The sequence below is a fragment of the Alteromonas sp. P256 genome, from assembly GCF_036864455.1.
In the GTDB taxonomy this organism is placed as follows: domain Bacteria; phylum Pseudomonadota; class Gammaproteobacteria; order Enterobacterales; family Alteromonadaceae; genus Alteromonas.
This window is the reverse complement of record NZ_JAZETM010000012.1, coordinates 46,267-68,286: the sequence shown is the minus strand read 5'-3', so window position 1 is coordinate 68,286 and position 22,020 is coordinate 46,267. Positions and strand designations below refer to the sequence as shown.

The following is a 22,020-nucleotide window of genomic DNA, read 5'->3' as shown; positions in this document are numbered from 1 at the left end:
TTTTTCATTTAAACAGATGTCTGTAGAGAAATTCATGATACCTGTTTAACGTTTTTCACTTTTTATTATGGCGTGATACCGACTCTATGTCAGATACCTTAGAGCAAGCAAAAAATGATGTTGCGACACTTCGCAAACGTTTGAACGAGTATAACTATCAATACTATGTGCTGGACGATCCTTCTGTACCAGATGCACAGTACGATCGCGACATGCAGTCTCTTATTGCATTAGAGAAGCAGTTTCCAGATTTATACAGTGCTAACTCACCAAGTCAAAAGGTGGGCGGCGCGGCGCTGTCCTCATTCGAGCAGGTGACTCACGATGTGCCTATGCTATCGCTAGATAATGCGTTTGATGACGCATCGCTACTGGCCTTTGAAAAGCGCTTGAAAGACCGCTTAAAAGATACTACGACACTCGCATTTAGCTGTGAGCCTAAGCTTGATGGTCTGGCTGTAAGTATTCTTTATGAAAATGGAGAACTTGTGCGAGCGGCTACCCGCGGCGATGGGCAGGTTGGCGAAAATATTACTGCTAACGTTAGAACTATTGCCAATGTACCTTTATCGCTTCGCGGAGATAATCTTCCAGCCCGTGTAGAAGTGCGTGGCGAAGTTTTCATGCCCAAAGAGGGGTTTGAAAAGCTCAATAATACCCAGCGTGAAAAAAGTGCGAAGGTTTTTGCTAACCCTCGAAATGCGGCGGCAGGAAGTTTGCGACAATTAGACTCTAAAATTACCGCAAAACGCCCGCTAATGTTTTATTCGTATTCACTAGGCGTGGTTGAGCCTGAGTCGTTTGACCTTCCTAATACGCACAGTGAGCGTCTTAATAAGCTTGCCTCTTGGGGCTTGCCTTTGTGCCCTGATATCAGTACTGCTGAGGGCGGAACCGGTTGTTTAGATTACTACAACCTTATCTTAAACAAACGGGATGCACTTCCTTATGACATCGACGGTGTTGTGTTTAAGGTTGATGATATCTCCATTCAACGCACCCTAGGTTTTGTCGCTAGAGCGCCGCGCTGGGCTATTGCTCAAAAATTCCCGGCCCAGGAAGAGGTGACTACACTAATAGATGTAGAATTCCAAGTGGGGCGTACTGGCGCGATAACGCCTGTGGCTAGACTCGAGCCTGTTTTTGTAGGCGGTGTAACGGTATCGAACGCAACGCTTCACAATCAAGACGAAATAGAGCGCTTGGGCGTAAAAATTGGCGATACTGTGGTGATAAGACGGGCTGGCGACGTTATTCCTCAAGTTGTGTCTGTGGTAGAGGCTAACCGCACTGGTAATGAGGTAGATATTAATTTTCCAGCCCACTGTCCTGTGTGTGACTCGAAGGCCGAGAAATTAGAGGACGAAGCTGTTGCCCGCTGCACAGGAGGACTAATTTGCCCAGCCCAGCGCAAGCAGGCACTCAAGCATTTTGCGTCTCGCAAGGCGTTTGACATTGACGGTTTAGGCGATAAGCTTGTTGATCAGCTTGTCGATGCTGATTTAGTGCATAGTCCAGCCGATTTCTTTACCTTATCGCTTAGTCGCTTAATTGGCCTAGAACGAATGGCCGAGAAGTCGGCGTCTAAGTTGTTAGACTCACTTGAGGCATCTAAGCAAACAACGTTAGCCAAATTCTTATATGCGTTAGGCATTCGTGAGGTAGGTGAAGCCACTGCTGCAAACCTTGCAATGCATTTCACCACGCTTGAGGCTATTCAAGAGGCGTCCATTGAGTCATTAATTGAAGTGCAAGATGTAGGCGCTATTGTGGCCGAGCATATTTTCAATTTCTTTAATGAAGCGCACAACACCGATGTGATCGCCGCCTTGTTAAGTGAGGGCATCCATTGGCCTACCGTTGAGAAGCCTAGAGAAGACAGCTTGCCGCTAAAAGGTAAAACCTGCGTCATCACCGGAACGCTCAATGAAATGGGCCGAACAGATGCTAAAGCTCGACTTCAGTTATTAGGTGCAAAGGTTGCAGGTTCAGTATCCAAAAATACGGATTTTTTGGTAGCAGGTGAAAAGGCAGGCTCTAAATTAACCAAAGCTCAAGAGCTTGATGTTGCAGTGTGGGACGAAGCTGCGCTAATTGCATTTCTTGACGAACACGAAGGCTAGAGATGCTTTAAAAGTGGATAGCGGCGCTAGAAAGTATAGTAATCATATACGGCGCCGTTGTTTATTGTGTTAACAACACTCTTCATCGACAGAGCATTGCGATTGTAAGGTGTGTATTACGGTGCTATCTTCCAAAGCTATAGTAAAAAGCCTACAGCGAATTCGTTTTCAAATTCCGTCTCTGCTTTCTGCGTTCCCACGCTTTGCTCACTTGAAAGCGCCATAACCAATTAAGCGATAAATAACCTAGTAGTCCAAATACGACTGAACAAATACCGCAACCAACTAAAAACGCTGGACCAATGGTATTTATGCTTTCCACCACCCATTGCCAACTGAACTGAAATTCAAAATGCTCAGGCTTAGTCCCCAGTACAGTAGTACCCACTTTGTATGCGCCATAAAATATGGGCGGAATAGTAAAGGGATTCGTTATCCAAACGGTGGCGACTGATAGTGGAATGTTGGCTCTAAAAGGAATGGCAACGCCTGCAGACAGCCACATTTGAAAAGGCACTGGCCAGAATGCGAAAAAAAGTCCTATGCCAAAAGCACCCGACGCAGAACGACGATTCAAATGCCACAGATTTGGCTCATGAAGCACATGGCCAAATATTTTGAGTGCTTTGTTTTGCTTAATGCTTTGATGATCAGGCAAAAAGCGTCGTATGAATTTCTTAGGCATAAACTTCGATGCGTCTTAAAATTAGAGTCAAATAGAACATGATAGCTCGCAATCCATTACTAATAAAAAAGAAATTATGTTCAGCTGAACGTGCTTTACTTGCCACATACCATGTAATACGCATTAATGACTACGTAGACACATGGTAAATCGTATCACAATTTGGCTAATCAGTTTTTGCCTAGGTGCGTTAAGTGCCGTCTTTTGGCCTCGGCTACCTAGCAAAATCGAGTTAACGATTCTGTGTACTTTATGCCTGCTGCCCATACTTCTATCCCTGTATAGCAAGCACATCAACAATACGTTGGACACTTTGAAAGGCAAAGCCGGTAAAGGCGTCTGCTTTTGTAGTCTAGTATTGAGCGGTTGTGTTGCCGGAGCATTGATGGAGGCGAGTGTAGGGTATTTACACTATGCTTGGCAACTACCAAACGACAAAATTCAAAAAGAGATCACAATTCGAGCTCGTGTACTTAAGGGCGGTTGTGTCCCCTCAGACAATCTCCAATCTGAGCACGCTTCTACATGCGAAAAAAGTTATAAATACTTAGTGAAATTTATTGCATTTGAACCAAAGGTATCGCTGCGTAATCGTGCCCAAACTGAAAGCAATGCCGAGTTATTGATGGGCAAGAAAGGACTGCTAACTTTGTCTACATATACATTTGTTAAAGACGCTGATGCAGAACACTGCCTACACAACGGCGATGAATTTACAGCGGTGGTAAAGCTTAAACCGAGATACAGCACCCAAAATCCCGTTGGGTTTAATAAACAAAAGCAGCTGTTGGTAAACAACGTTCATGTAACTGGATACATCAAAACTTTGCATTCGGCGTCTGTTACCCACAACCACAGCTTCCGACTACGAATGGCTGCGGTATTCGATGCTATCGACATTCAAAACCGCATTTGGTGGCAAGCGTTATTAGTAGGAATACGTGTTAATTTCGACAAATCTCATTGGCAGCTATTGCAGGTTACCGGCACTGGGCACCTTTTTAGTATTTCGGGAATGCATTTAGGTGTCGTCGCAGCGCACACGTTATTGCTCAGCGCTGGGTTTCTGCTCATTGCAAGTTACACAAAGAGAGTGGTGCAGGCTTTGATTTCAATGCCGCGTTTCCCTCGTTGGTTCGCTTCTTTGCAGTTATTTTTGCAGTTACCCTTGCAGGAAGCCCATACATTAACCCCAGTGTTTGCCATAAAATACCGAATAATGATTATTGGGGCCGTGTGGGTGGTCTGCGGGTTCTATGCTGCGTTAAGTGGCCTTGCACTCCCTGTGGTTAGAGCGTTCGTGCTACTCACTATTGCCAGTGTGTTCTCACTGTTTTTCATTGCCTACCGGCCCATACACTTAGCCACAGCAATGGTGGCAATGAGTATTGTGCTTTTTCCCTTGTCTATCTTAAGTGCTAGTTTCTACTTAAGCGTATGTGCCGTCTTTTATATTTGGTTTCTTACCACACGGTTTCGCATAGAAAATGGGTCACGGTTTAAAACCCTACTGCTTTTACAGCTTTTACTGGGCGTATTTATGGCGCCTTTAACCATTATTTTTTTTAACTCACTGTCGGTAGCGGGGTTGATTGCCAATATTATTGCCGTTCCAGTAATTACATTATTACTGCCTCCTGCACTCATTATTTTACTTGTACTTACCCTAGTATATCCCCTAGTACATCCCTCGAAAGTAGACGCTCTAGATGGAAGCGCAGTAGATAAAGTTTATCAAATGGCTGAGTGTCTTTTCATTTATTTAGATAGTGCATTATCGTGGTTACTTAGTGTTTTACGCTACATTGCCCACTATGACTGGGCAGCAATTAATATTCACATTGATTCGAAAGTAGCAGCCTGTCTTCTGGTTTTTATGATGGTCATCATCGCTCCCCCATGGCGTTACAAGCGACATGCGCTTTTTGTGCTAACCATCCCCCTGTTAGCCTTTTATATCCCTTCAAACCCTGACCAATGGAAGGTGCACGTGTTAGATGCAGGGCAGGCCAGTGCAATAGTGGTAATTAAAGGCGAAAGAGCCATGGTTATCGACTCGGGGGCTAGCTATCGTAACCTTGCCTATACGGCGAGCTCGGTGTTGCTCCCTTTACTCAAAAGAGAGGGCGTGAAAGCCATAGACATTATTGTTCATACACACAAAGACAACGATCATGCCGGAGGCAAAGCGGCGCTAGCATCTTCGCCATTAGCTCAAAATGCAATGTGGTTTTCACCCACAAAAAACTGTGAGCTTGGGCGAGTAGAGCAATGGGAGGGACTGGCCATTCATTTTTTATGGCCAAAGGCTGGAAATTCAATTAACAATAATGACCATTCTTGTGTGTTAAAAATAACCGACGGCCAGCGCAGTGTTTTGCTACCGGGTGATATTGAGCGCACTACTGAATACGCCATTCTAGCCTTGCCTAACTCACAGACAAACCTAAAAGCAGATGTGCTTATTGCACCGCATCATGGCAGCAATACATCGTCCACTGACGTGTTTTTGAAATACGTGGCGCCTAAAGCGGCAATTTTCACTCAAGGTTTTGAGAACCGGTGGCAGTTTCCCGCAAAGGCCGTTACCTTGCGCTACGAGGCTCTTAATATTCCCTACTATATGACAAGTTTCCATGGTTATTTAACCATTTCTTTTCCCGCAGATAGCCACACCTATTTCAATCAAAACACCACAGGTTTCACTGTTCATTCTCAGCGGTTTGACTTGAATAAGCGTTGGTATCTCGACGCTCGATATCCTACTCACCTCTTACTAAGTCTTGAATCTCATTGATCTAATACTGAAAGTGTCGGTGGCATTTTAAGCAAATAAAGAGTGAAATTAGTGAATTGAATGAATAACGAGTACAATAAAGGACAGGTTTTAGTGCCGTTTATTTCGTGTAAGATGTTTTTCTATTTTGGCTAGCAAGCCTTTAAACATTTGCCTTATTTGGGCAGCACATGCCGCTGCAGCTATTTGCCAGTAAAAAGGGGGCATTAAAAGGGGCAGCACAGGTCAAAAAACCTAGTTAAAGACACAACATCGCGTTGGGCTTTAATTATCGGATAATTTATCGGGCAATTTATCGAAGAAGTTACCGATTAACGTATTTAATACCGCATTTAGTAACGCATTTAACAACTCAGCAAACGACAAGACGGGTGAAAATAATTCATGCAGCAAGCCGACACCTCGGATTTTCAAATTAAGCGCTTTCTTAGCTACCTCAAGGTGTACAAGGTGCCTTTCGTATTTGCCATCATAGGTATGATTGGCTATTCGGCGGTGGACACGTTTGTTTTTGCGCAGCTTCAACCCATGATTGATGAGTCATTGGGAAAAAATGATCACGAATATTTGCGCCTTGCCGCTTATGCCATTGTCCCGTTGTTTTTGTTGCGAGGCATATTCAATTTTTTAGGAACGTACACATTGAGCTGGATTGGCGCTCAGGTGGTAATGCGTATGCGCCAGCAGCTATTTGAAAAGTATATTCACCTGCCTGTGTCTTTTCACGATAATAACGCCGTTGGCGGACTTATTAGTAAAGTTACCTACGACACCGAGCAAGTTGCTAACGCATCAGGGAAAGCACTGCTTACCCTTATTCGAGAGGGGGCATTAGTCATAGGCCTTTTAGGCGTAATGTTCTATTACTCGTGGCAGCTGTCTCTCATTTTCCTACTGATAGGCCCATTAGTTGCCATTATTGTTGCCTTTGTTAGCAAGCGTTTCAGGGTGGTAAGTAAAAATATTCAGCACTCTATGGGTAACTTGACCTCATCAGTAGAACAGGCGGTTCGCGGTCATAAAGTGGTTATCATGTTCGGTGGCCAGAAAATAGAGCAGGATAAGTTTAAAGAAAAGAATAACCACAATCGACAGCAAACTATGAAGCTGTCTGTCACTCAAATTCTCAGTGTGTCATCAATTCAGGTTATTGCCTCCATTGCCTTGGCAGTAGTGTTATTTATTGCCAGTACGCCAGGCATGTTAGAACAACTCACCGCTGGTGTATTTATTAATGTCGTGTTCTGTATGGTCATGCTGTTAAAGCCGCTTAAACAGCTCACCACCATCAACAATCAATTTCAAAAAGGCATGGCCGCCTGTGCGAGTATCTTTGAAATTCTAGATCAAAGAGATGAAGATGATACCGGAGCATTACCTCTTGAGCGCGCAGCAGGAAAGCTTGAATTTGATGACGTCACTTTTTGTTACCCAGGTAAGCAAACGCCTGCACTGTCTAATGTTTCGTTTACTGCAAACCCTGGCCAATCTATTGCTTTAGTAGGGCGCTCAGGTAGTGGAAAGTCTACAATATCGTCCTTACTAACGCGGTTCTATGTACCCCAACAGGGTGAAATTCGCATTGATGACAAGGCGCTCAATTCAATTGACCTTAAAGACTTGCGTGCTCAGTTTGCAGTAGTGTCTCAAAACGTGACTTTATTTAACGACAGCATTGCTAACAACATTGCCTATGGCGCGCGGGAAAATGTCACCCGCAGCCAGATTGAACACGCAGCAAAAATGGCTCATGTAGAAGAGTTTCTCGCTAACTTGCCAGATGGCCTGGACACCGTCATCGGTGAGAACGGCCTGATGTTATCGGGAGGACAGCGCCAGCGCATTGCTATCGCACGGGCTATTTTAGCTCAAGCGCCTATTCTTATTCTTGATGAGGCAACGTCGGCGTTAGACACAGAATCTGAGAAGTTAATTCAAGATGCATTAGAAACACTGCAAAAGCGCTGCACAAGTATTGTGGTGGCACACAGACTCTCTACCATTGAAAGCGCAGACGCTATTATGGTGGTGGAACAGGGGCAGATTATCGAAAAAGGCAGCCATCACGAACTGCTTAAGAAAAATGGTCATTACGCACAACTTCATGCACTGCAGTTTGGTGATGCTAAGTGAGTAATTTGGTAAAAAAGTGGTATGTGGGACACCCCTTGGTGTGGCTGTTAGCGCCTCTTACGCTGCTTTTTTACTGCGTTTCTGCAGGTAGAAGACTGCTATTTAAACTTGGCGTTAAGAAAGCCATAAAAGTGAATGCGCCGGTCATCGTTGTGGGCAACATTTCTGTGGGGGGGAATGGAAAGACACCAGTCGTATTGGCCCTTGCAGAGTATTACACGCGACGTGGCGTTAAGGTGGGTATTCTTAGCCGTGGTTATGGCGGCAACTCAAGTTTTTACCCGCGAAAGGTGAATGAGAATGATAACGCCGAAGAAGTAGGTGATGAACCAAGGCTGTTAGCCAGTCGAAGCGGTTGTACTGTGGTCATTGACCCAGTGCGTGCTCGTGGCGCGAGCTATCTGGTTGAGGAGTTGGGTTGCCAACTTATTATTTGCGATGACGGCCTACAGCATTATGCGCTGCATCGAGATGTTGAATTAGTGGTAATGGACGATAGAGAAGTGGGTAGCGGCTTTTTGTTGCCCATGGGACCATTAAGAGAAGGAACGTGGCGTTTAGCTAACGTGGATGCAATTATTCACAACAGTGACGTAATTCCTCAATTTCGCCACGGCGTTTCATCGCAGTTTTCCATGTCGTTACAGCCAGGGCAACTCACCAACATTCAAGATAAGAAACAGCAGGCTAGCGTAGCGTCGTTTCGTGAAAAGCCCGTTAGTGCACTTGCAGGCATCGGCTCTCCCCAACGTTTTTTCAATCAGTTAAAAGCGATGGGGCTAAATCTTGTTGCCTCTCTACCGTTTCCCGATCACTATCATTTTACTCGTGATGATATTCCTGACGGTACTGTGATAATGACAGAAAAAGACGCGGTAAAGGTGGCTTCATATGCCCACGATGACTGCTGGTTTTTGCCAGTTAGTGCATGTATTAGTGATGGGTTTTTTAATAATATAGATAATAAGCTAGCCATAACGGGGTTAGTTATAGAGAGCGAAAAGGAAAAAGAAGATGGCGTTTGATAAAAAGCTATTAGAAGTATTAGCATGCCCAGTATGCAAAGGAAAGCTTGTCTTAGGTGATTCTAACGACAGTTTAGTTTGCCGTTTTGACCGTCTTGCCTATGATATTAAAGACGGCATTCCTGTGTTGATTGAAGCCAAGGCAACGACCTTGTCGTTAGAGCAAGTGGACGCGACTCGCTAAAACAATAGCGATTTTCACCAAGCGCTATTGTTTTACTGCAGTCGCATTTTAAACAAAAATAAGTAAGATTTTTGCCCTTCTAAATGGTACTTCAAGCTATGGCATTTACAGTTGTTATTCCCGCACGTTTTGGTTCCAGTCGTTTTCCTGGTAAGCCTTTAGCATCCATTAACGGAAAGCCAATGATTCAGCATGTTGTTGAGCGTGCTAAAGAAGCCGGTGCAGAGCGCATTATAGTGGCCACCGACGACGTCAGAATTGAAGAAGTAGCAAGTCAATTTTGCACGGTTTGCATGACGTCCTTAGAGCATCAGTCTGGTACTGAGCGCATTGCCGAAGTGGTTCGCAAAATGGCGCTCGGCGCAGACGACATTGTGGTGAATGTGCAGGGCGATGAGCCTTTTATTCCCGCAGAAAATATTCGCCAAGTTGCGCTCAATTTAGCACACGCTAAAGAGTGTGAGATGGCTACGTTAACCACACCGGTTACCAGTACCGACGATGTGTTTAACCCCAATATTGTTAAGGTTGTGGTTAACAAGAATAACGAAGCGATATACTTTTCACGCTCACCCATTCCCTTTGAACGGGATAGAATGATGAGTGATAAGCGCGATGCAAATACGGCGCTTTATCATCGCCACATTGGCATTTATGCGTATCGAGCAGGCTATATCGAGCAATATGTGAGTTATGAACCTAGCGCTTTAGAACAAATAGAATCGCTAGAGCAATTGAGAGCCTTGTGGTATGGCGATAGCATCCATTGCCAGCAGGCCAAAGCGCCACCACCTATAGGTATCGATACACCTGAAGATTTAGAACGTTTGCTAGTTGCGCTGGAACAACACAGTTAAATCTAAAACATCTAAATCAATTTAATCAACTCAATCATATAAGTGAATACACGCAAAGGGAGGCGTTATGAATGTTGTTATAACGGGAGGCAATCGCGGCATCGGACTCGCACTGGCCAAGCAATATCAACAGCAAGGCGCAAAAGTGTATGCAACATGCCGCAACAGCTGTGACGAATTAAACAGTACAGGGATTAATGTCATTCAGGGGGTAGATGTGTCTCGCCCCGATATGTTAGGCGAGCAATTAGCGCCGTTATCTAATATCAATATTGATGTGCTCATTAATAATGCAGGGGTGTTGGGCAAAGAGTCTATTGATGACTGGGATCCCAATACCATTGATTATCAATTTAGAGTAAATGCATTAGGCCCATTACTGGTTACCCAACTGTTACTGCCGCGCTTATCTTCAGGCAGCAAGGTTGCGTTAATTACAAGCCGCATGGGCTCTATGACCGACAATGGCTCTGGTAATTACTACGGCTATCGTATGTCAAAGGCAGCGCTAAATGCCGCAGGTGTGTCGCTAGCGAACGATCTTAAGCCAAAAGGTATAGCGGTTGGCCTGTTTCATCCAGGCTTTGTGCAAACCGAAATGGTGGGCGGTGCTGGCGATATTGATACCACAACGTGTGCTGAGCGTTTGGTAGAGCGAATTTCTGAATTGAATATCGAGTCTAGCGGGCAGTTTGTTCATTCCAATGGTGAAATATTGCCTTGGTAAAAGGCACCAACGAAAAAGGCGCTACCACTAGCGCCTTTTTCGTATGACGTGTTTTATACCATTGGTATTACGTGTCGTCTTGCACGTCCTGCTCATCAGAGAGCACAGCCCAAACGTCGTGTTCGTTAGCGTGGATTACCTCGGCCCAAACACGCTCACCAGGTTTCACATCATAAACGCCATTTAGATGAACAAGGCCATCAACTTCTGGCGCATCAGCGTACGTTCTACCTACTGCACCTTCACTGTCTACGTAATCAATAACCACTTGGTATTCGTTGCCAATGCGTGCTTGTAGGCGAGCCGCGCTTATTTCTCCCTGCACCTCCATGAAGCGAGTAAGGCGCTGCTGCTTAACGTCTTCTGGAACCGGATCAGGCAGATCGTTAGCCCTTGCACCTTCAACGGGCGAATAAGCAAACGCGCCAACACGGTCAAGCTGCGCTTCTCGTAAGAATTCGAGAAGCTCTTCAAACTCTTCTTCTGTTTCACCAGGGAAGCCAACAATAAATGTAGAGCGAATGACAAGTGACGGACATGCTTCACGCCATTTCTTTACTCGTTCAAGTACTCGCTCTGAGCTGCCAGGGCGTTTCATTAAACGCAGAATACGTTTGCTTGCGTGCTGAAACGGAATGTCGAGGTAGGGTAGAATCTTACCTTCGTTCATTAAAGGAATAAGATCATCAACATGCGGGTAGGGGTACACGTAATGTAAACGTACCCAAATTCCAATTTCACCTAGCTTTTCACACAGCTGCTGCATATGGGTTTTAACAGGCATGCCGTTCCAAAAGCCTGTTCTGTGTTTTACATCAACACCATAGGCACTAGTATCTTGTGATATGACAAGAAGCTCTTTAACGCCAGCATCTTTTAAGCGCTTAGCTTCATCAAGCACATTGCCAACGGGGCGACTGACTAAGTCGCCACGCATAGAGGGGATAATGCAGAATGTGCATCTGTGATTACAGCCTTCCGATATCTTTAAATAAGCATAGTGTCTTGGTGTAAGCTTTACACCGTGGTCTGGAACAAGGTCGGCAAACGGGTTGTGAGACGGTTTTGGCAAATGTTCATGCACTTGCTCTACCACGGTTTCATACGCATGAGGACCTGTAATAGCGAGAACGTTAGGGTGCACTTCACGTATTTCGTCTTCTTTAATACCCAAGCAACCGGTGACAATTACTTTACCGTTTTCTTTAAGCGCTTCACCAATGGTATCGAGTGACTCTTCAACCGCGGCATCAATGAACCCACAGGTGTTAACAATGACGAGGTCGGCATCGTTATAAGTCGGTACGACATCGTAACCTTCTGTGCGAAGTTGAGTAAGAATACGCTCAGAATCCACTAGGTTTTTGGGGCAGCCTAACGAAACAAAGCCGATACGACTGCCGTTGCTGGCGTTGTTCGATTTGGTCTCATTCAACACTTTTACCGGCGTTTCTAACGTCGTAGTGTTGTTGGTTACTTTGTTAGGATTAAACGTTTCTACTGTCATCTAAAATATCACCTAGCCAATGACGATGCCCCAATGACTATACGTACATTAGGCGCGACTTAAAAAGGGCGCAAAGTATACAGTAAGTGGCACAATAACACAGTACATAGCTGCCCATTTTTCATTAAATAAGAATTCTTAAATCACGAGTTTTAAATTAGACGTTTTTAATCACGAGTAACAAACGACGTTTGCTATACATTTTCGCAGAGGGATTGATTAAATGAGGTGCAAAGGTGGTGATGTAATGAAGAGGCAGCTTTTAATTAACGGTATTTTTAGCTGGTGCGCTTTAATTTTATATTCACAGCCCCATTAATCAGACTGGCGCAAAAACAAAAACTAAAATGAAATCGACTATGACAAAGCTGACACAATGCTTAAACTACCCTTAAAGTACTATGATGAATCTGGACGAATACTACCGCCTGTCTGGTTGTATTCGCTATTGCTACTGCTTTGTATAGATTGGCTTGTGTTTATTTTTTCCGTTGCATCTCGTACACAAACCACTGACCTGCTAGCCTTTTTCTATCCACAAAAAGAAGCCTTAGGCCTTAATTTGGTAGCAAGCTTGCCTGTATTGCTCACTCTTTTATTGATCAGTCAAAGAGAGCGCTTATGGAAGCACGACCTGGTAAGTTGGCGTCATTGTATTTTGCCATCTATACAACTAGGGGTACTTATTCTACTCACGTCTCAAATTTATTATCTCATGCATCATCAATGGGGTTTTGAGGTGGTTACAGCAGTAAAGATTTTACTCTATTCAGTAACACTCTATGTGGTAACTCGTAGTCGCCACTTAAAGTGGATGATTTACGATTGGGCAACACCCTTCGTAGAGACCGTAGAGACCGTAGAGACGCCTGACGAGCAAAGCAAAAACCAAAACGCCTCAAAAAACAACAGTGAAGATAAGGATGAACAGCCAGATGAAGGAATTAACAAAAGCTAAGGGAGTTAACCCTTATTCTTGCTAATCATAGCCGCATTAGTGCTTATGGTTGGCCAAGGCTTGTTCATAGTAAGCATAAACACTCACTTGACTGTCGTTGACTAAACGCTCGTAACAAATGCCAGCTAATGCATAAGTATTGCCACCAACACCTAAAAAGACAGTTGGGGCTTTCGGGTTAGACTGATCGTAAACCCACTCTCCGCCAATTTGATTTTTTAATATTTCACCCACGTAGGCGCCAAAAATATTACAAATAGTAAAAACCGCCTCATCTTCTAAGGCCTGGTCGTGAAACTTGTCAATAAAGCTAAGTAAAACGTCATCTACCGTTGCAATACTTTGCGGTGAGTCATCAAGGGTGATGTCGAACTCTTTAGATGCGACAACTTTTGCGTCGGATGCACAATCGGCCATTAATTTATTGAGCTCTTCTGGTGACACAGTCTTCTCCTTTTTAGGCGATACAGCCGTGGATTAAGATCTACACGGGCTAGTCAGTACAATACATTGGGCATGACAATACTATAGGCCCTGAAATATAACAGGTTGTTTGCCCTAAGGTAATATGAAAGCGCGTTTAAATTACTTGTTACCCGTTAATCGGTTTATGACGCTTGCTGCTGCGAACATGCCAAATGTTGCCGTTACTGTGACAACGGCACCAAATCCTCCAGCGCAATCTAGTCGGGTTCCACCTTCCATTGCTGATTTGCTAAAACACACAGAGCCATCTGGCTGAGGGTAGCGAAGCTGTTCCGTGGAGTAGATACATTCAACGCCAAAACGGCGTTTGGGGTTTTTACTGAAATTGTAAAAACGTCGCAATTCACTTCGAAGCTTTGCCGCAAGAGGGTCCTGGGTTGTCTTTGACAAGTCGCCCCGTGTCACCTGGGTAGGGTCTATCTGACCGCCTGCGCCGCCAACAGTAACAATAGGAATTTTATTGCGTTTACAGTGGGCAATCATGGCTGCTTTAGCGCGAATACTGTCAGTAGCATCCACAACCATATCCATCTCAGTTGTTAGCAAATCTTTTGTATTTTCAGGAGTAATGAAATCTTCTATCACCGCAACGTCACACGCTGGATTGATTTGCGCTATGCGAGATGCCATTACCTCGACCTTCGGCTCGCCTATTGTGTTATTGAGTGCGTGGATTTGGCGATTAGTGTTAGTGACACAAACATCGTCTAAGTCTACTAGGGTTATTTTGCCCACTCCCGAGCGCGCAAGAGCCTCAGCGGTCCAACTGCCCACGCCACCTATGCCAATAACGGCAACATGGCTATTTGCTAGTGCATGGGTTTGTTCTGCGCCGTACAGGCGCACTATGCCACCTAACCGTGGGTCTTCAGACATGGTAATTTTACTCAGTTCGTTATGACTCGCTCAATGAAACAAGCTTGTTCAATTAGTTTTGTTTATCTCTGCGAATGGCTTATTGCGCGCTAAACACCTTTATCGCACTTTGTTTCGCACTTCATTTTACGTTTTGTATTTCGAACAGCACGGTAATTAGCTCAAGGAACAGCGCGTCGACTAATTCAATGGATAGCTCTGCAACCAATTACGTAAATAATTTAGTGATTAGCTCAATGAATTCTTCGGCGCTTTACTCTGCACTCTATTAGCATTCTGTCAGCAATCTATTGGCGCTTTAGCCACACCTTTTGCCAACCTTAGCTGCACCTAAATTGAAACGGGGCGCATTTTCTCAGAAATCACCGCAAAAATCATTGCCAGAATCATCAACGGACTCAACATGTTACACCGACGATACGTTTTTTGTACTCGTAACGGGTCACTAACCATCAGTTTCTTTAGCTTTTTTAGAATGATAAATCCGTATTAAGTCAACATACGTTCTATAAATTACATGTTTTAATTAATTTATCGAAATTAAGGTGTTCAACATTTAGGCGCGTTAACGTTTTTTAAAAACCGTTGGTTCGGATGCGCGGCAACGGTTAACGCGCCCTTAACAAAGAGGTAAGGTTATGGGTTTATTAGTTGATGGAAAGTGGCAAGATAAATGGTACGACACTGATAAAAGTGGCGGCAAGTTTGAACGGCAGGCAAGTAAGTTCCGTCATCGAATAGGGGGTAGTGATGGAAAGTTTGCCCCTGAAAGCGGACGCTATCACCTGTATGTATCTTTAGCGTGCCCATGGGCCCACAGAACACTGATTTTTCGCAAGCTTAAAAAGCTAGAATCCCACATCGACGTATCTGTCGTGCATCCAGAAATGCTCGATTATGGCTGGGAATTTAAAGAGTATCCTGGTGCAACTGGCGATACACTTTTTAACTTTGAGTTTGCTCACCAGCTATACACCAAGGTTGACCCTGATATTACAACACGAGTGACTGTGCCAATTTTGTGGGATAAAAAACTCAACACCATTGTTAACAACGAGTCAGCAGACATCATTCGAATTCTCAATAGCGACTTTAATGCGCTAACAGGAAACTATGATGATTATTACCCTGAGATATTGCGCTCTGACATCGACGAAATTAACGAATTGGTGTACCACAATATTAATAATGGGGTGTATAAGTCTGGTTTTGCCACTACACAAGAGGCGTATGAAGAAGCCGTCAATGCGTTGTTCGATGCCCTTGAAGAGGTTGAAACTCGTCTTTCCTCATCGCGTTATTTAGTGGGAGACACGTTAACTGAGGCAGACTGGCGTCTATTTACCACCTTAATACGCTTCGACCCCGTGTATCACGGACACTTTAAATGTAATAAAAAGCAAATATCCGATTACCCAAATACATTCGGGTATATGAAGGAGCTTTACCAAATACCTGGCATTGCAGAAACCGTCAATTTTGACCATATAAAGCGTCACTATTATTTTAGTCATACCATGATTAACCCAACCCAGGTTATTCCAGTGGGACCATCTCAAGATTTGATGTCTGCCCATGGCAGAGAAAACATCGGTAAATGAGCGAGAGCACCTGTTATGAATTCAAGCACTAATGATCAAAAACATGCTGTTACTCAACGCTTCGTCACAAAACGGGTAAAAGGGGTAGCCACGAGTGATGGGGCCGGTGTCTCTTTAACACGCATTATTGGGCAGCCGTTGCTCCCTAGGCTTGACCCGTTCTTAATGCTCGATTTTTTTGGTTCCGATAAACCGAATGATTATCTTGCAGGTTTTCCTGCCCACCCTCATAGAGGGTTCCAAACCGTGACCTATATGTTGGCAGGGAAAATGCGTCACAAAGATTCTGTAGGAAACGAGGGGGTTATAGAGGCAGGTGGTATCCAGTGGATGAATGCAGGTAAAGGTATTATCCATGAAGAAATGCCAGAGCAAGAAGAGGGTCTTTTACAAGGCTTTCAATTATGGGTGAATCTTCCGTCTCATGAAAAAATGTCACCGCCTAACTACCAAGACATTCAACCGTCAGACGTACCGGTTGTAAATAGTCACGGAGCCACAGTGAAGGTGCTTGCTGGTGAATTTGACGGTGTTGCTGGACCTGTAAAAACCACCGCTGTCGCACCGTCGTTTTTTGATGTTCATCTTACACCCACCGAGGATGAACCCTCTGTTATTTCTATTAATATTAAGGGAATACAAGAGGGGTTTATTTATGTTTATGAGGGGGCGTTGACAGTAAATCCAGAATCAGCAGCATTGGAAGACACACTCAGTGCAACAGAACTCGGGGTACTGTCGTCCACAAGTACTGAGAACTCAAAACTAACGCTTCTCGCCAAGGGTGATTGCAAGTGTATTGTGGTATTTGGTGAGCCGATTAATGAGCCCATTGTCCAATATGGGCCGTTTGTTATGAATACGCAGCAAGAAATAATGGAGGCGTTTGAGGCGTATAAAAATGGGACACTGACATTATAAGAGACTTGCAACATAAGAGACTTGCCAAGTAGCACTGTAGCAACGTGAGAGAGACGCGAATTATGAGAGTCACTAATCACGAGAGTCACTAAGTAAGAGTGACGAGACCGCGACACAGCTCAAACGAGCTGTGGCGGTCTGCTTTTTTACATCGTCATGTTTATGATAATAGAAATATCATCCAGGCATGACTGACTACCGCAACGGTGGTTAATCCCATGCGTAATCCGATGTAACTCACAATTTGGTCTTTTGGTAGGCTGAGAGTGAATTTATCGTAAAGCATAACGGCAACGTAGCTCAACGACAGCACACCGAGGACCTTTACATCACTGGCGAAAACAAGACAAAGCCATCCCACAATAGTGGGCAACATGGCCAAATACATTTGCCTGTCGTAGCGCTGATTGCTTATTGAATCCCACCAGTGAACGCCACCAAAGAAAGAAAGTAACACTGCGGAATACTGCACGAAGTACGTTGCGCTTTGCGTAATGGATAAAATATTAAATACGTAGGCCAGCGGCATAGCAATAAACGGTATTAAACCTGCTAAACCAAGACCAAGTGCAGAATAGGGCATTTACACTCCTTAAAAAAAACGCCATAAACAAAAATAGCGCCAATCGTGGCGCTATTTTTACAACCTAAAAAGGCAGTTAGTTCATAACTACTTTATAGGAGTATATTTTCTTTGGCTGTGACCGGTGTATAGCTGACGAGGACGACCAATTTTTTGTTTTGGATCGCTCATCATCTCATGCCAGTGTGAAATCCAACCCACTGTGCGCGATAGCGCAAAGATACATGTAAACATGTTAGTTGGAATACCAATGGCTTTAAGTACGATACCAGAATAGAAATCAACGTTAGGGAATAACTTCTTCTCTGCAAAGTACGGGTCGCTCAACGCAATTTTTTCCAGTTCCATTGCTACTTCAAGCAGTGGATCTTTTACGTTAAGTTCACTGAGTACTTCATGACAGCTTTCACGCATAACGGTGGCACGCGGGTCGTGGTTTTTATAAACACGGTGACCGAAGCCCATTAGGCGGAATGGGTCAGACTTATCTTTCGCTCTGGCAATAAACTCAGGAATGCGGTCAACAGTACCGATTTCTTCTAGCATGTTAAGGCATGCTTCGTTTGCACCACCGTGAGCAGGACCCCATAAAGACGCAACACCTGCAGCGATACATGCATAAGGGTTAGCACCAGATGAACCAGCTAGACGAACGGTAGAGGTAGATGCATTTTGCTCGTGGTCAGCATGAAGCGTAAAGATACGGTCCATTGCTCGCTCTACTGCAGGGCTAATCTTATGTTCTTCAGCAGGTACAGAAAACATCATGTTTAAGAAGTTAGCTGCATAGCTCAAGTCGTTACGAGGATATACGAACGGTTGACCTACATTGTACTTATAACACATAGCAACAAGTGTAGGCATTTTCGCGATTAAACGGTGCGCACTGCGTACGCGCTGTTCTTCGTTAGAAACGTCAAGGTCGCTGTGATAAAACGATGACATTGCACCAACAGTACCGCACAACATCGCCATAGGGTGGGCGTCGTTGCGGAAACCATGGAAGAACATGTTAATTTGCTCGTGAACCATTGTATGACGAGTAATTGTCTCTTTAAATTCCTCGTATTGCTCTGTAGACGGTGCATCACCGTGTAACAGCATGTAGCACACTTCTAGATAGTCAGCGTCGCGCGCTAGTTCTTCGATGGGGAAACCACGGTGAAGAAGTACGCCGGCAGCGCCGTCAATGTAGGTAATACTTGACTCGCAAGATCCTGTAGCCATAAAACCAGGGTCGTAAGTAAAATAACCGTGTTGTCCAACTGAACGGACGTCGATTACATCTTGTCCTTCTGTGCCAGACAAAATAGGAAGCTCGATTTCCTTGTCGCCGGCTTTAAGAATGGCTTTTTGATCTGCCATATATTGCTCTCCTCAGAATGGTTCTGTTTGCAGCAAAACGGACGAAAATGTCCGCTTAATTGGGAAAAGTGGGCGTATTTGTACTTTATTATGCACCAATAAGTCAATTTTATTGCATATATGTATAATAAATATTCTCTATCACTGAGATTTGTATCAGCAACTTTGTTGCTCACTATTCATTAAATAAAAACACCACTTTCCTTAATACCCCAATAATTTTAATTACTTTTGGGAAAAGGTAAATCATTAATCGATGTTTTTATACCTAGTTAAGTTTCAAGGTTTTAAACCTCGTGCAGAATAATTAACCAGTTACATTAAAAGACATTAACTTGCTCTATATAATGTGGTCACACGAACTCAGCACTGATAACCTAAATCAAACGTTAGTACGTTAGAAGCGGCGGGTTTGGAGCAATTGTGATCTCTTTTTATTTAAAATAGTTACCAATAAAGTGCTAATGCAGACTAAAGTCTTACTACGACACAAAAAATTGTAATTATATACTACGCTGGATATACTCGGCGGTGCTTGAATACTAGAATAATCATTCTGTTAAAAGCATTAAAGATAAGTTCACAAATTGTTAACAACTCAATGGATGAGGCAATTAACAGGTTAAAAGCGAATTCACTTGTTCAGGACATAATAAATACAAGTAATTCTTATCCCTACGGATTAAACAGGCATACATTGTGAAAAAGCAAAGACCAGTAAATTTAGAACTCAATACTATTAAATTTCCGCCCTCTGCTATTTCGTCAATTCTCCACCGCGTAACCGGTGTTGCAATGTTCTTCGCGTTACTTTTCGTTATTTGGGCATGGGCAGTATCTGTTCAGTCGCCTGAAGGCTTCGCGAATGTACAAGCAATTATGGACGGTTTCTTTGGAAAATTTGTCGCAATAGGCACAGCTTCAGCGCTGACGTATCACATTCTAGGCGGCCTAAGACATGTTGTTATGGATTTAGGTCACTGGGAAGAATTAGAGTCAGGCAACAATAGTGCAAAAGCAACAATCGCACTGTGGATTGTACTGACCGTAGTATTGGGAGTTGCATTATGGTAACCAACCAAGCAAGTATGAAGCGCGATGGTGTACAAGATTACGTATCACTTCGTGCGACAGCAGCAATTATTTTCGCGTACTCGATTTTCATGGCGTGGTACTTTATAACCAGCGGTAGCTTAAGTTACGTCGAATGGCGTGGGTTATTTTCTGGTTTAGCTATGAAAGTTTTCACATTGGCAGCACTAATCGCAGTGATGATCCACGTACGTATCGGCCTTTGGCAGGTACTATCAGACTATGTTAAGTCAACAAGTCTGCGCGCGGGATTACAATATATATTAAATATCATCGCTTTTGGCTACGTAGCTGTCGGCCTATTTGTATTGTGGGGAGTGTAAGATGAGTTTACCCGTACACGAGTTTGATGCAGTTGTAATTGGGGCTGGTGGCGCAGGTATGCGTGCCGCGCTACAGATTTCACAGTCTGGTAAGTCATGTGCACTGTTATCAAAAGTTTTTCCAACCCGTTCTCATACTGTGTCTGCACAGGGTGGTATTACTGTTGCGCTAGGTAATTCACATGAAGACAACTGGGAATGGCACATGTATGACACTGTAAAAGGGTCAGATTACATCGGCGACCAAGATGCAATCGAATACATGTGTAAAGAAGGTCCTGAAGCCATTATAGAAATGGAAAATATGGGTCTACCTTTCTCTCGTTTTGAAAACGGAAAAGTATATCAACGTCCTTTTGGTGGACAATCTAGAAACTTTGGTGGCGAGCAAGCGGCACGTACAGCAGCTGCTGCTGACCGTACAGGTCACGCGCTTCTTCACCTTCTTTACCAACAGAACGTAAAAAATAAAACAAAAGTATTTTCTGAATGGTACGCCCTTGATTTAGTGAAAAACCAAGACGGTGACGTTGTTGGTTGCACAGCAATCGACATCGAGTCTGGCGAAGTCGTGTACTTTAAGTCTCGCGCGGTGGTACTAGCAACAGGTGGTGCGGGTCGTATTTACGCATCTACCACTAATGCCCACATCAACACTGGTGACGGTGTTGGTATGGCACTACGTGCTGGTGTTGCGGTTCAAGATATGGAAATGTGGCAGTTCCATCCAACGGGTATCGCTGGTGCAGGAACACTAGTTACTGAAGGTTGTCGTGGTGAGGGTGGTTATCTACTCAACAAAGACGGCGAGCGCTTCATGGAACGTTATGCACCCAATGCGAAAGACTTAGCGGGCCGTGACGTTGTTGCTCGTTCAATGATGACTGAGATTCGAGAAGGTCGTGGTTGCGAGGGGCCTTGGGGCACGCACATCAAACTTAAGCTAGATCATCTTGGCAAGGACGTACTTGAATCACGTCTGCCTGGTATTCTTGAGTTGTCTCGTACCTTTGCTCACGTTGACCCTGTAAAAGAACCAATTCCAGTAATACCAACGTGTCACTACATGATGGGCGGTATTCCTACTAATGTTGACGGTCAGTGCTTAGCAGTGGACGAAAACGGCAACGATAAAGTTGTGAATGGTTTATTTGCTTGTGGTGAGATTGCTTGTGTATCAGTACACGGCGCAAACCGCCTAGGTGGTAACTCACTACTTGACTTGGTTGTATTTGGTCGCGCCACGGGTATGCACCTTGGCAAGACATTGTCAGACATGGCGCCAAGTCGCGACGCATCAGAGTCTGACCTAGATGCAGCAATGGCTAGATTTAACCGCTGGGAAAGTTCAGAGACTGGCAAGGGCGAAGACCCAGTTCAGATCAAGAAAGACATGCAAAAATGCATGCAGCTTAACTTCTCAGTATTCCGTGAAGGTGAAGCAATGGCTGACGGCCTGAAAGAGCTTAGCGAAATTCGCGAGCGCTTGCAGAATGCCCGCCTAGACGATAAGAGCTCAGACTTTAATACACAGCGTATTGAATGCCTAGAACTTGATAACCTAATGGAAACCGCGTACAGCACAGCAGTAGCAGCGAATTTCAGAACGGAAAGCCGTGGCGCGCACAGCCGCTTCGATTTCCCAGATCGTGATGATGACAACTGGCTATGCCACAGCGTTTACGATCCGAACACTGAAAAAATGCTTAAACGTGATGTCAATATGGCGCCGAAACTTAGAGAGGCATTCCCTCCTAAAGCGCGTTCGTATTAAGAG

20 protein-coding genes are annotated in these 22,020 nt (G+C 44.3%); 13 read left to right on the top strand and 7 right to left on the bottom strand.

What is annotated here, in order from left to right; translation table 11 throughout:
* The first annotated feature begins 86 nt into the window (after nt 1-86).
* Nucleotides 87-2,123: an NAD-dependent DNA ligase LigA gene (gene ligA, locus V7R39_RS15800; RefSeq protein WP_334031872.1), complete on the top strand. Its 2,037-nt coding sequence runs from the start codon at nt 87-89 to the stop codon at nt 2,121-2,123.
* 151 nt (nt 2,124-2,274) lie between these two features.
* Here ligA and V7R39_RS15795 read toward each other — a convergent pair whose 3' ends face one another.
* The gene (locus tag V7R39_RS15795) at nt 2,275-2,808 is read right to left on the bottom strand and encodes a DUF2062 domain-containing protein (RefSeq protein WP_163106220.1); all 534 of its coding nucleotides are present in this window, start codon (nt 2,806-2,808) and stop codon (nt 2,275-2,277) included.
* Nucleotides 2,809-3,193: 385 nt separating this feature from the next.
* Here V7R39_RS15795 and V7R39_RS15790 point away from each other — a divergent pair, with 385 nt between their 5' ends.
* Nucleotides 3,194-5,605 carry a DNA internalization-related competence protein ComEC/Rec2 gene (locus V7R39_RS15790; RefSeq protein ID WP_334031870.1) on the top strand — a complete coding sequence of 804 codons (2,412 nt, stop codon included), beginning with the start codon at nt 3,194-3,196 and terminating at the stop codon, nt 5,603-5,605.
* Nucleotides 5,606-5,869: 264 nt separating this feature from the next.
* On the opposite strand, the gene V7R39_RS15785 is transcribed toward V7R39_RS15790, so the two are convergent.
* Nucleotides 5,870-5,998, bottom strand: a complete 129-nt coding sequence (locus V7R39_RS15785) for a hypothetical protein (protein ID WP_334031868.1) — start codon at nt 5,996-5,998, stop codon at nt 5,870-5,872.
* Between V7R39_RS15785 and msbA the strand changes: the two genes are divergently transcribed.
* From msbA to V7R39_RS15760, 5 genes are all read left to right on the top strand, one after another.
* Entirely contained in the window at nt 5,990-7,738 is a 1,749-nt protein-coding gene (gene msbA, locus V7R39_RS15780; RefSeq protein ID WP_334031866.1) for a lipid A export permease/ATP-binding protein MsbA, read from the top strand. The genes V7R39_RS15785 and msbA overlap by 9 nt on opposite strands.
* Complete coding sequence (lpxK, locus tag V7R39_RS15775) at nt 7,735-8,763, top strand: tetraacyldisaccharide 4'-kinase (protein ID WP_334031864.1); 1,029 nt, start codon at nt 7,735-7,737, stop codon at nt 8,761-8,763. Before msbA ends, lpxK begins: the two co-directional genes overlap by 4 nt.
* Entirely contained in the window at nt 8,753-8,947 is a 195-nt protein-coding gene (locus tag V7R39_RS15770; protein ID WP_334031862.1) for a Trm112 family protein, read from the top strand. The genes lpxK and V7R39_RS15770 overlap by 11 nt, the downstream gene beginning before the upstream one ends.
* A gap of 98 nt (nt 8,948-9,045) precedes the next feature.
* Nucleotides 9,046-9,804, top strand: a complete 759-nt coding sequence (kdsB, locus tag V7R39_RS15765; RefSeq protein WP_334031861.1) for a 3-deoxy-manno-octulosonate cytidylyltransferase — start codon at nt 9,046-9,048, stop codon at nt 9,802-9,804.
* A 67-nt stretch (nt 9,805-9,871) separates the two neighbouring features.
* Entirely contained in the window at nt 9,872-10,531 is a 660-nt protein-coding gene (locus V7R39_RS15760) for an SDR family oxidoreductase (RefSeq protein ID WP_334031859.1), read from the top strand.
* A 67-nt stretch (nt 10,532-10,598) separates the two neighbouring features.
* On the opposite strand, the gene rimO is transcribed toward V7R39_RS15760, so the two are convergent.
* Nucleotides 10,599-12,038 (bottom strand): 30S ribosomal protein S12 methylthiotransferase RimO, encoded by a 1,440-nt coding sequence (gene rimO, locus V7R39_RS15755; RefSeq protein WP_334031857.1) that lies wholly within the window; start codon nt 12,036-12,038, stop codon nt 10,599-10,601.
* 376 nt (nt 12,039-12,414) lie between these two features.
* Here rimO and V7R39_RS15750 point away from each other — a divergent pair, with 376 nt between their 5' ends.
* Entirely contained in the window at nt 12,415-12,996 is a 582-nt protein-coding gene (locus V7R39_RS15750) for a DUF2919 family protein (protein WP_334031856.1), read from the top strand.
* A 36-nt stretch (nt 12,997-13,032) separates the two neighbouring features.
* Here V7R39_RS15750 and V7R39_RS15745 read toward each other — a convergent pair whose 3' ends face one another.
* The gene (locus V7R39_RS15745) at nt 13,033-13,440 is read right to left on the bottom strand and encodes a hypothetical protein (protein ID WP_334031855.1); all 408 of its coding nucleotides are present in this window, start codon (nt 13,438-13,440) and stop codon (nt 13,033-13,035) included.
* Between the two features lie 141 nt (nt 13,441-13,581).
* Nucleotides 13,582-14,358: a tRNA cyclic N6-threonylcarbamoyladenosine(37) synthase TcdA gene (gene tcdA / locus V7R39_RS15740; protein ID WP_163106239.1), complete on the bottom strand. Its 777-nt coding sequence runs from the start codon at nt 14,356-14,358 to the stop codon at nt 13,582-13,584.
* Between the two features lie 638 nt (nt 14,359-14,996).
* Here tcdA and V7R39_RS15735 point away from each other — a divergent pair.
* Nucleotides 14,997-15,959, top strand: a complete 963-nt coding sequence (locus V7R39_RS15735) for a glutathione S-transferase family protein (RefSeq protein ID WP_334031853.1) — start codon at nt 14,997-14,999, stop codon at nt 15,957-15,959.
* A gap of 15 nt (nt 15,960-15,974) precedes the next feature.
* Nucleotides 15,975-16,880, top strand: a complete 906-nt coding sequence (locus V7R39_RS15730) for a pirin family protein (RefSeq protein WP_334031851.1) — start codon at nt 15,975-15,977, stop codon at nt 16,878-16,880.
* A gap of 160 nt (nt 16,881-17,040) precedes the next feature.
* On the opposite strand, the gene V7R39_RS15725 is transcribed toward V7R39_RS15730, so the two are convergent.
* Nucleotides 17,041-17,463: a DUF3429 domain-containing protein gene (locus tag V7R39_RS15725; protein ID WP_163106245.1), complete on the bottom strand. Its 423-nt coding sequence runs from the start codon at nt 17,461-17,463 to the stop codon at nt 17,041-17,043.
* Between the two features lie 87 nt (nt 17,464-17,550).
* Nucleotides 17,551-18,828, bottom strand: coding sequence for a citrate synthase (locus tag V7R39_RS15720; RefSeq protein WP_032094189.1), 1,278 nt, complete (start codon nt 18,826-18,828; stop codon nt 17,551-17,553).
* Between the two features lie 699 nt (nt 18,829-19,527).
* Between V7R39_RS15720 and sdhC the strand changes: the two genes are divergently transcribed.
* From sdhC to sdhA, 3 genes are read left to right on the top strand one after another with little or no spacing between them, the layout of a single operon-like run.
* Nucleotides 19,528-19,902: a succinate dehydrogenase, cytochrome b556 subunit gene (sdhC, locus tag V7R39_RS15715; RefSeq protein ID WP_032094188.1), complete on the top strand. Its 375-nt coding sequence runs from the start codon at nt 19,528-19,530 to the stop codon at nt 19,900-19,902.
* Entirely contained in the window at nt 19,896-20,243 is a 348-nt protein-coding gene (gene sdhD / locus V7R39_RS15710) for a succinate dehydrogenase, hydrophobic membrane anchor protein (RefSeq protein ID WP_032094187.1), read from the top strand. Before sdhC ends, sdhD begins: the two co-directional genes overlap by 7 nt.
* A gap of 1 nt (nt 20,244) precedes the next feature.
* Complete coding sequence (sdhA, locus tag V7R39_RS15705) at nt 20,245-22,017, top strand: succinate dehydrogenase flavoprotein subunit (RefSeq protein ID WP_334031849.1); 1,773 nt, start codon at nt 20,245-20,247, stop codon at nt 22,015-22,017.
* The last annotated feature ends 3 nt before the right edge of the window (nt 22,018-22,020 follow it).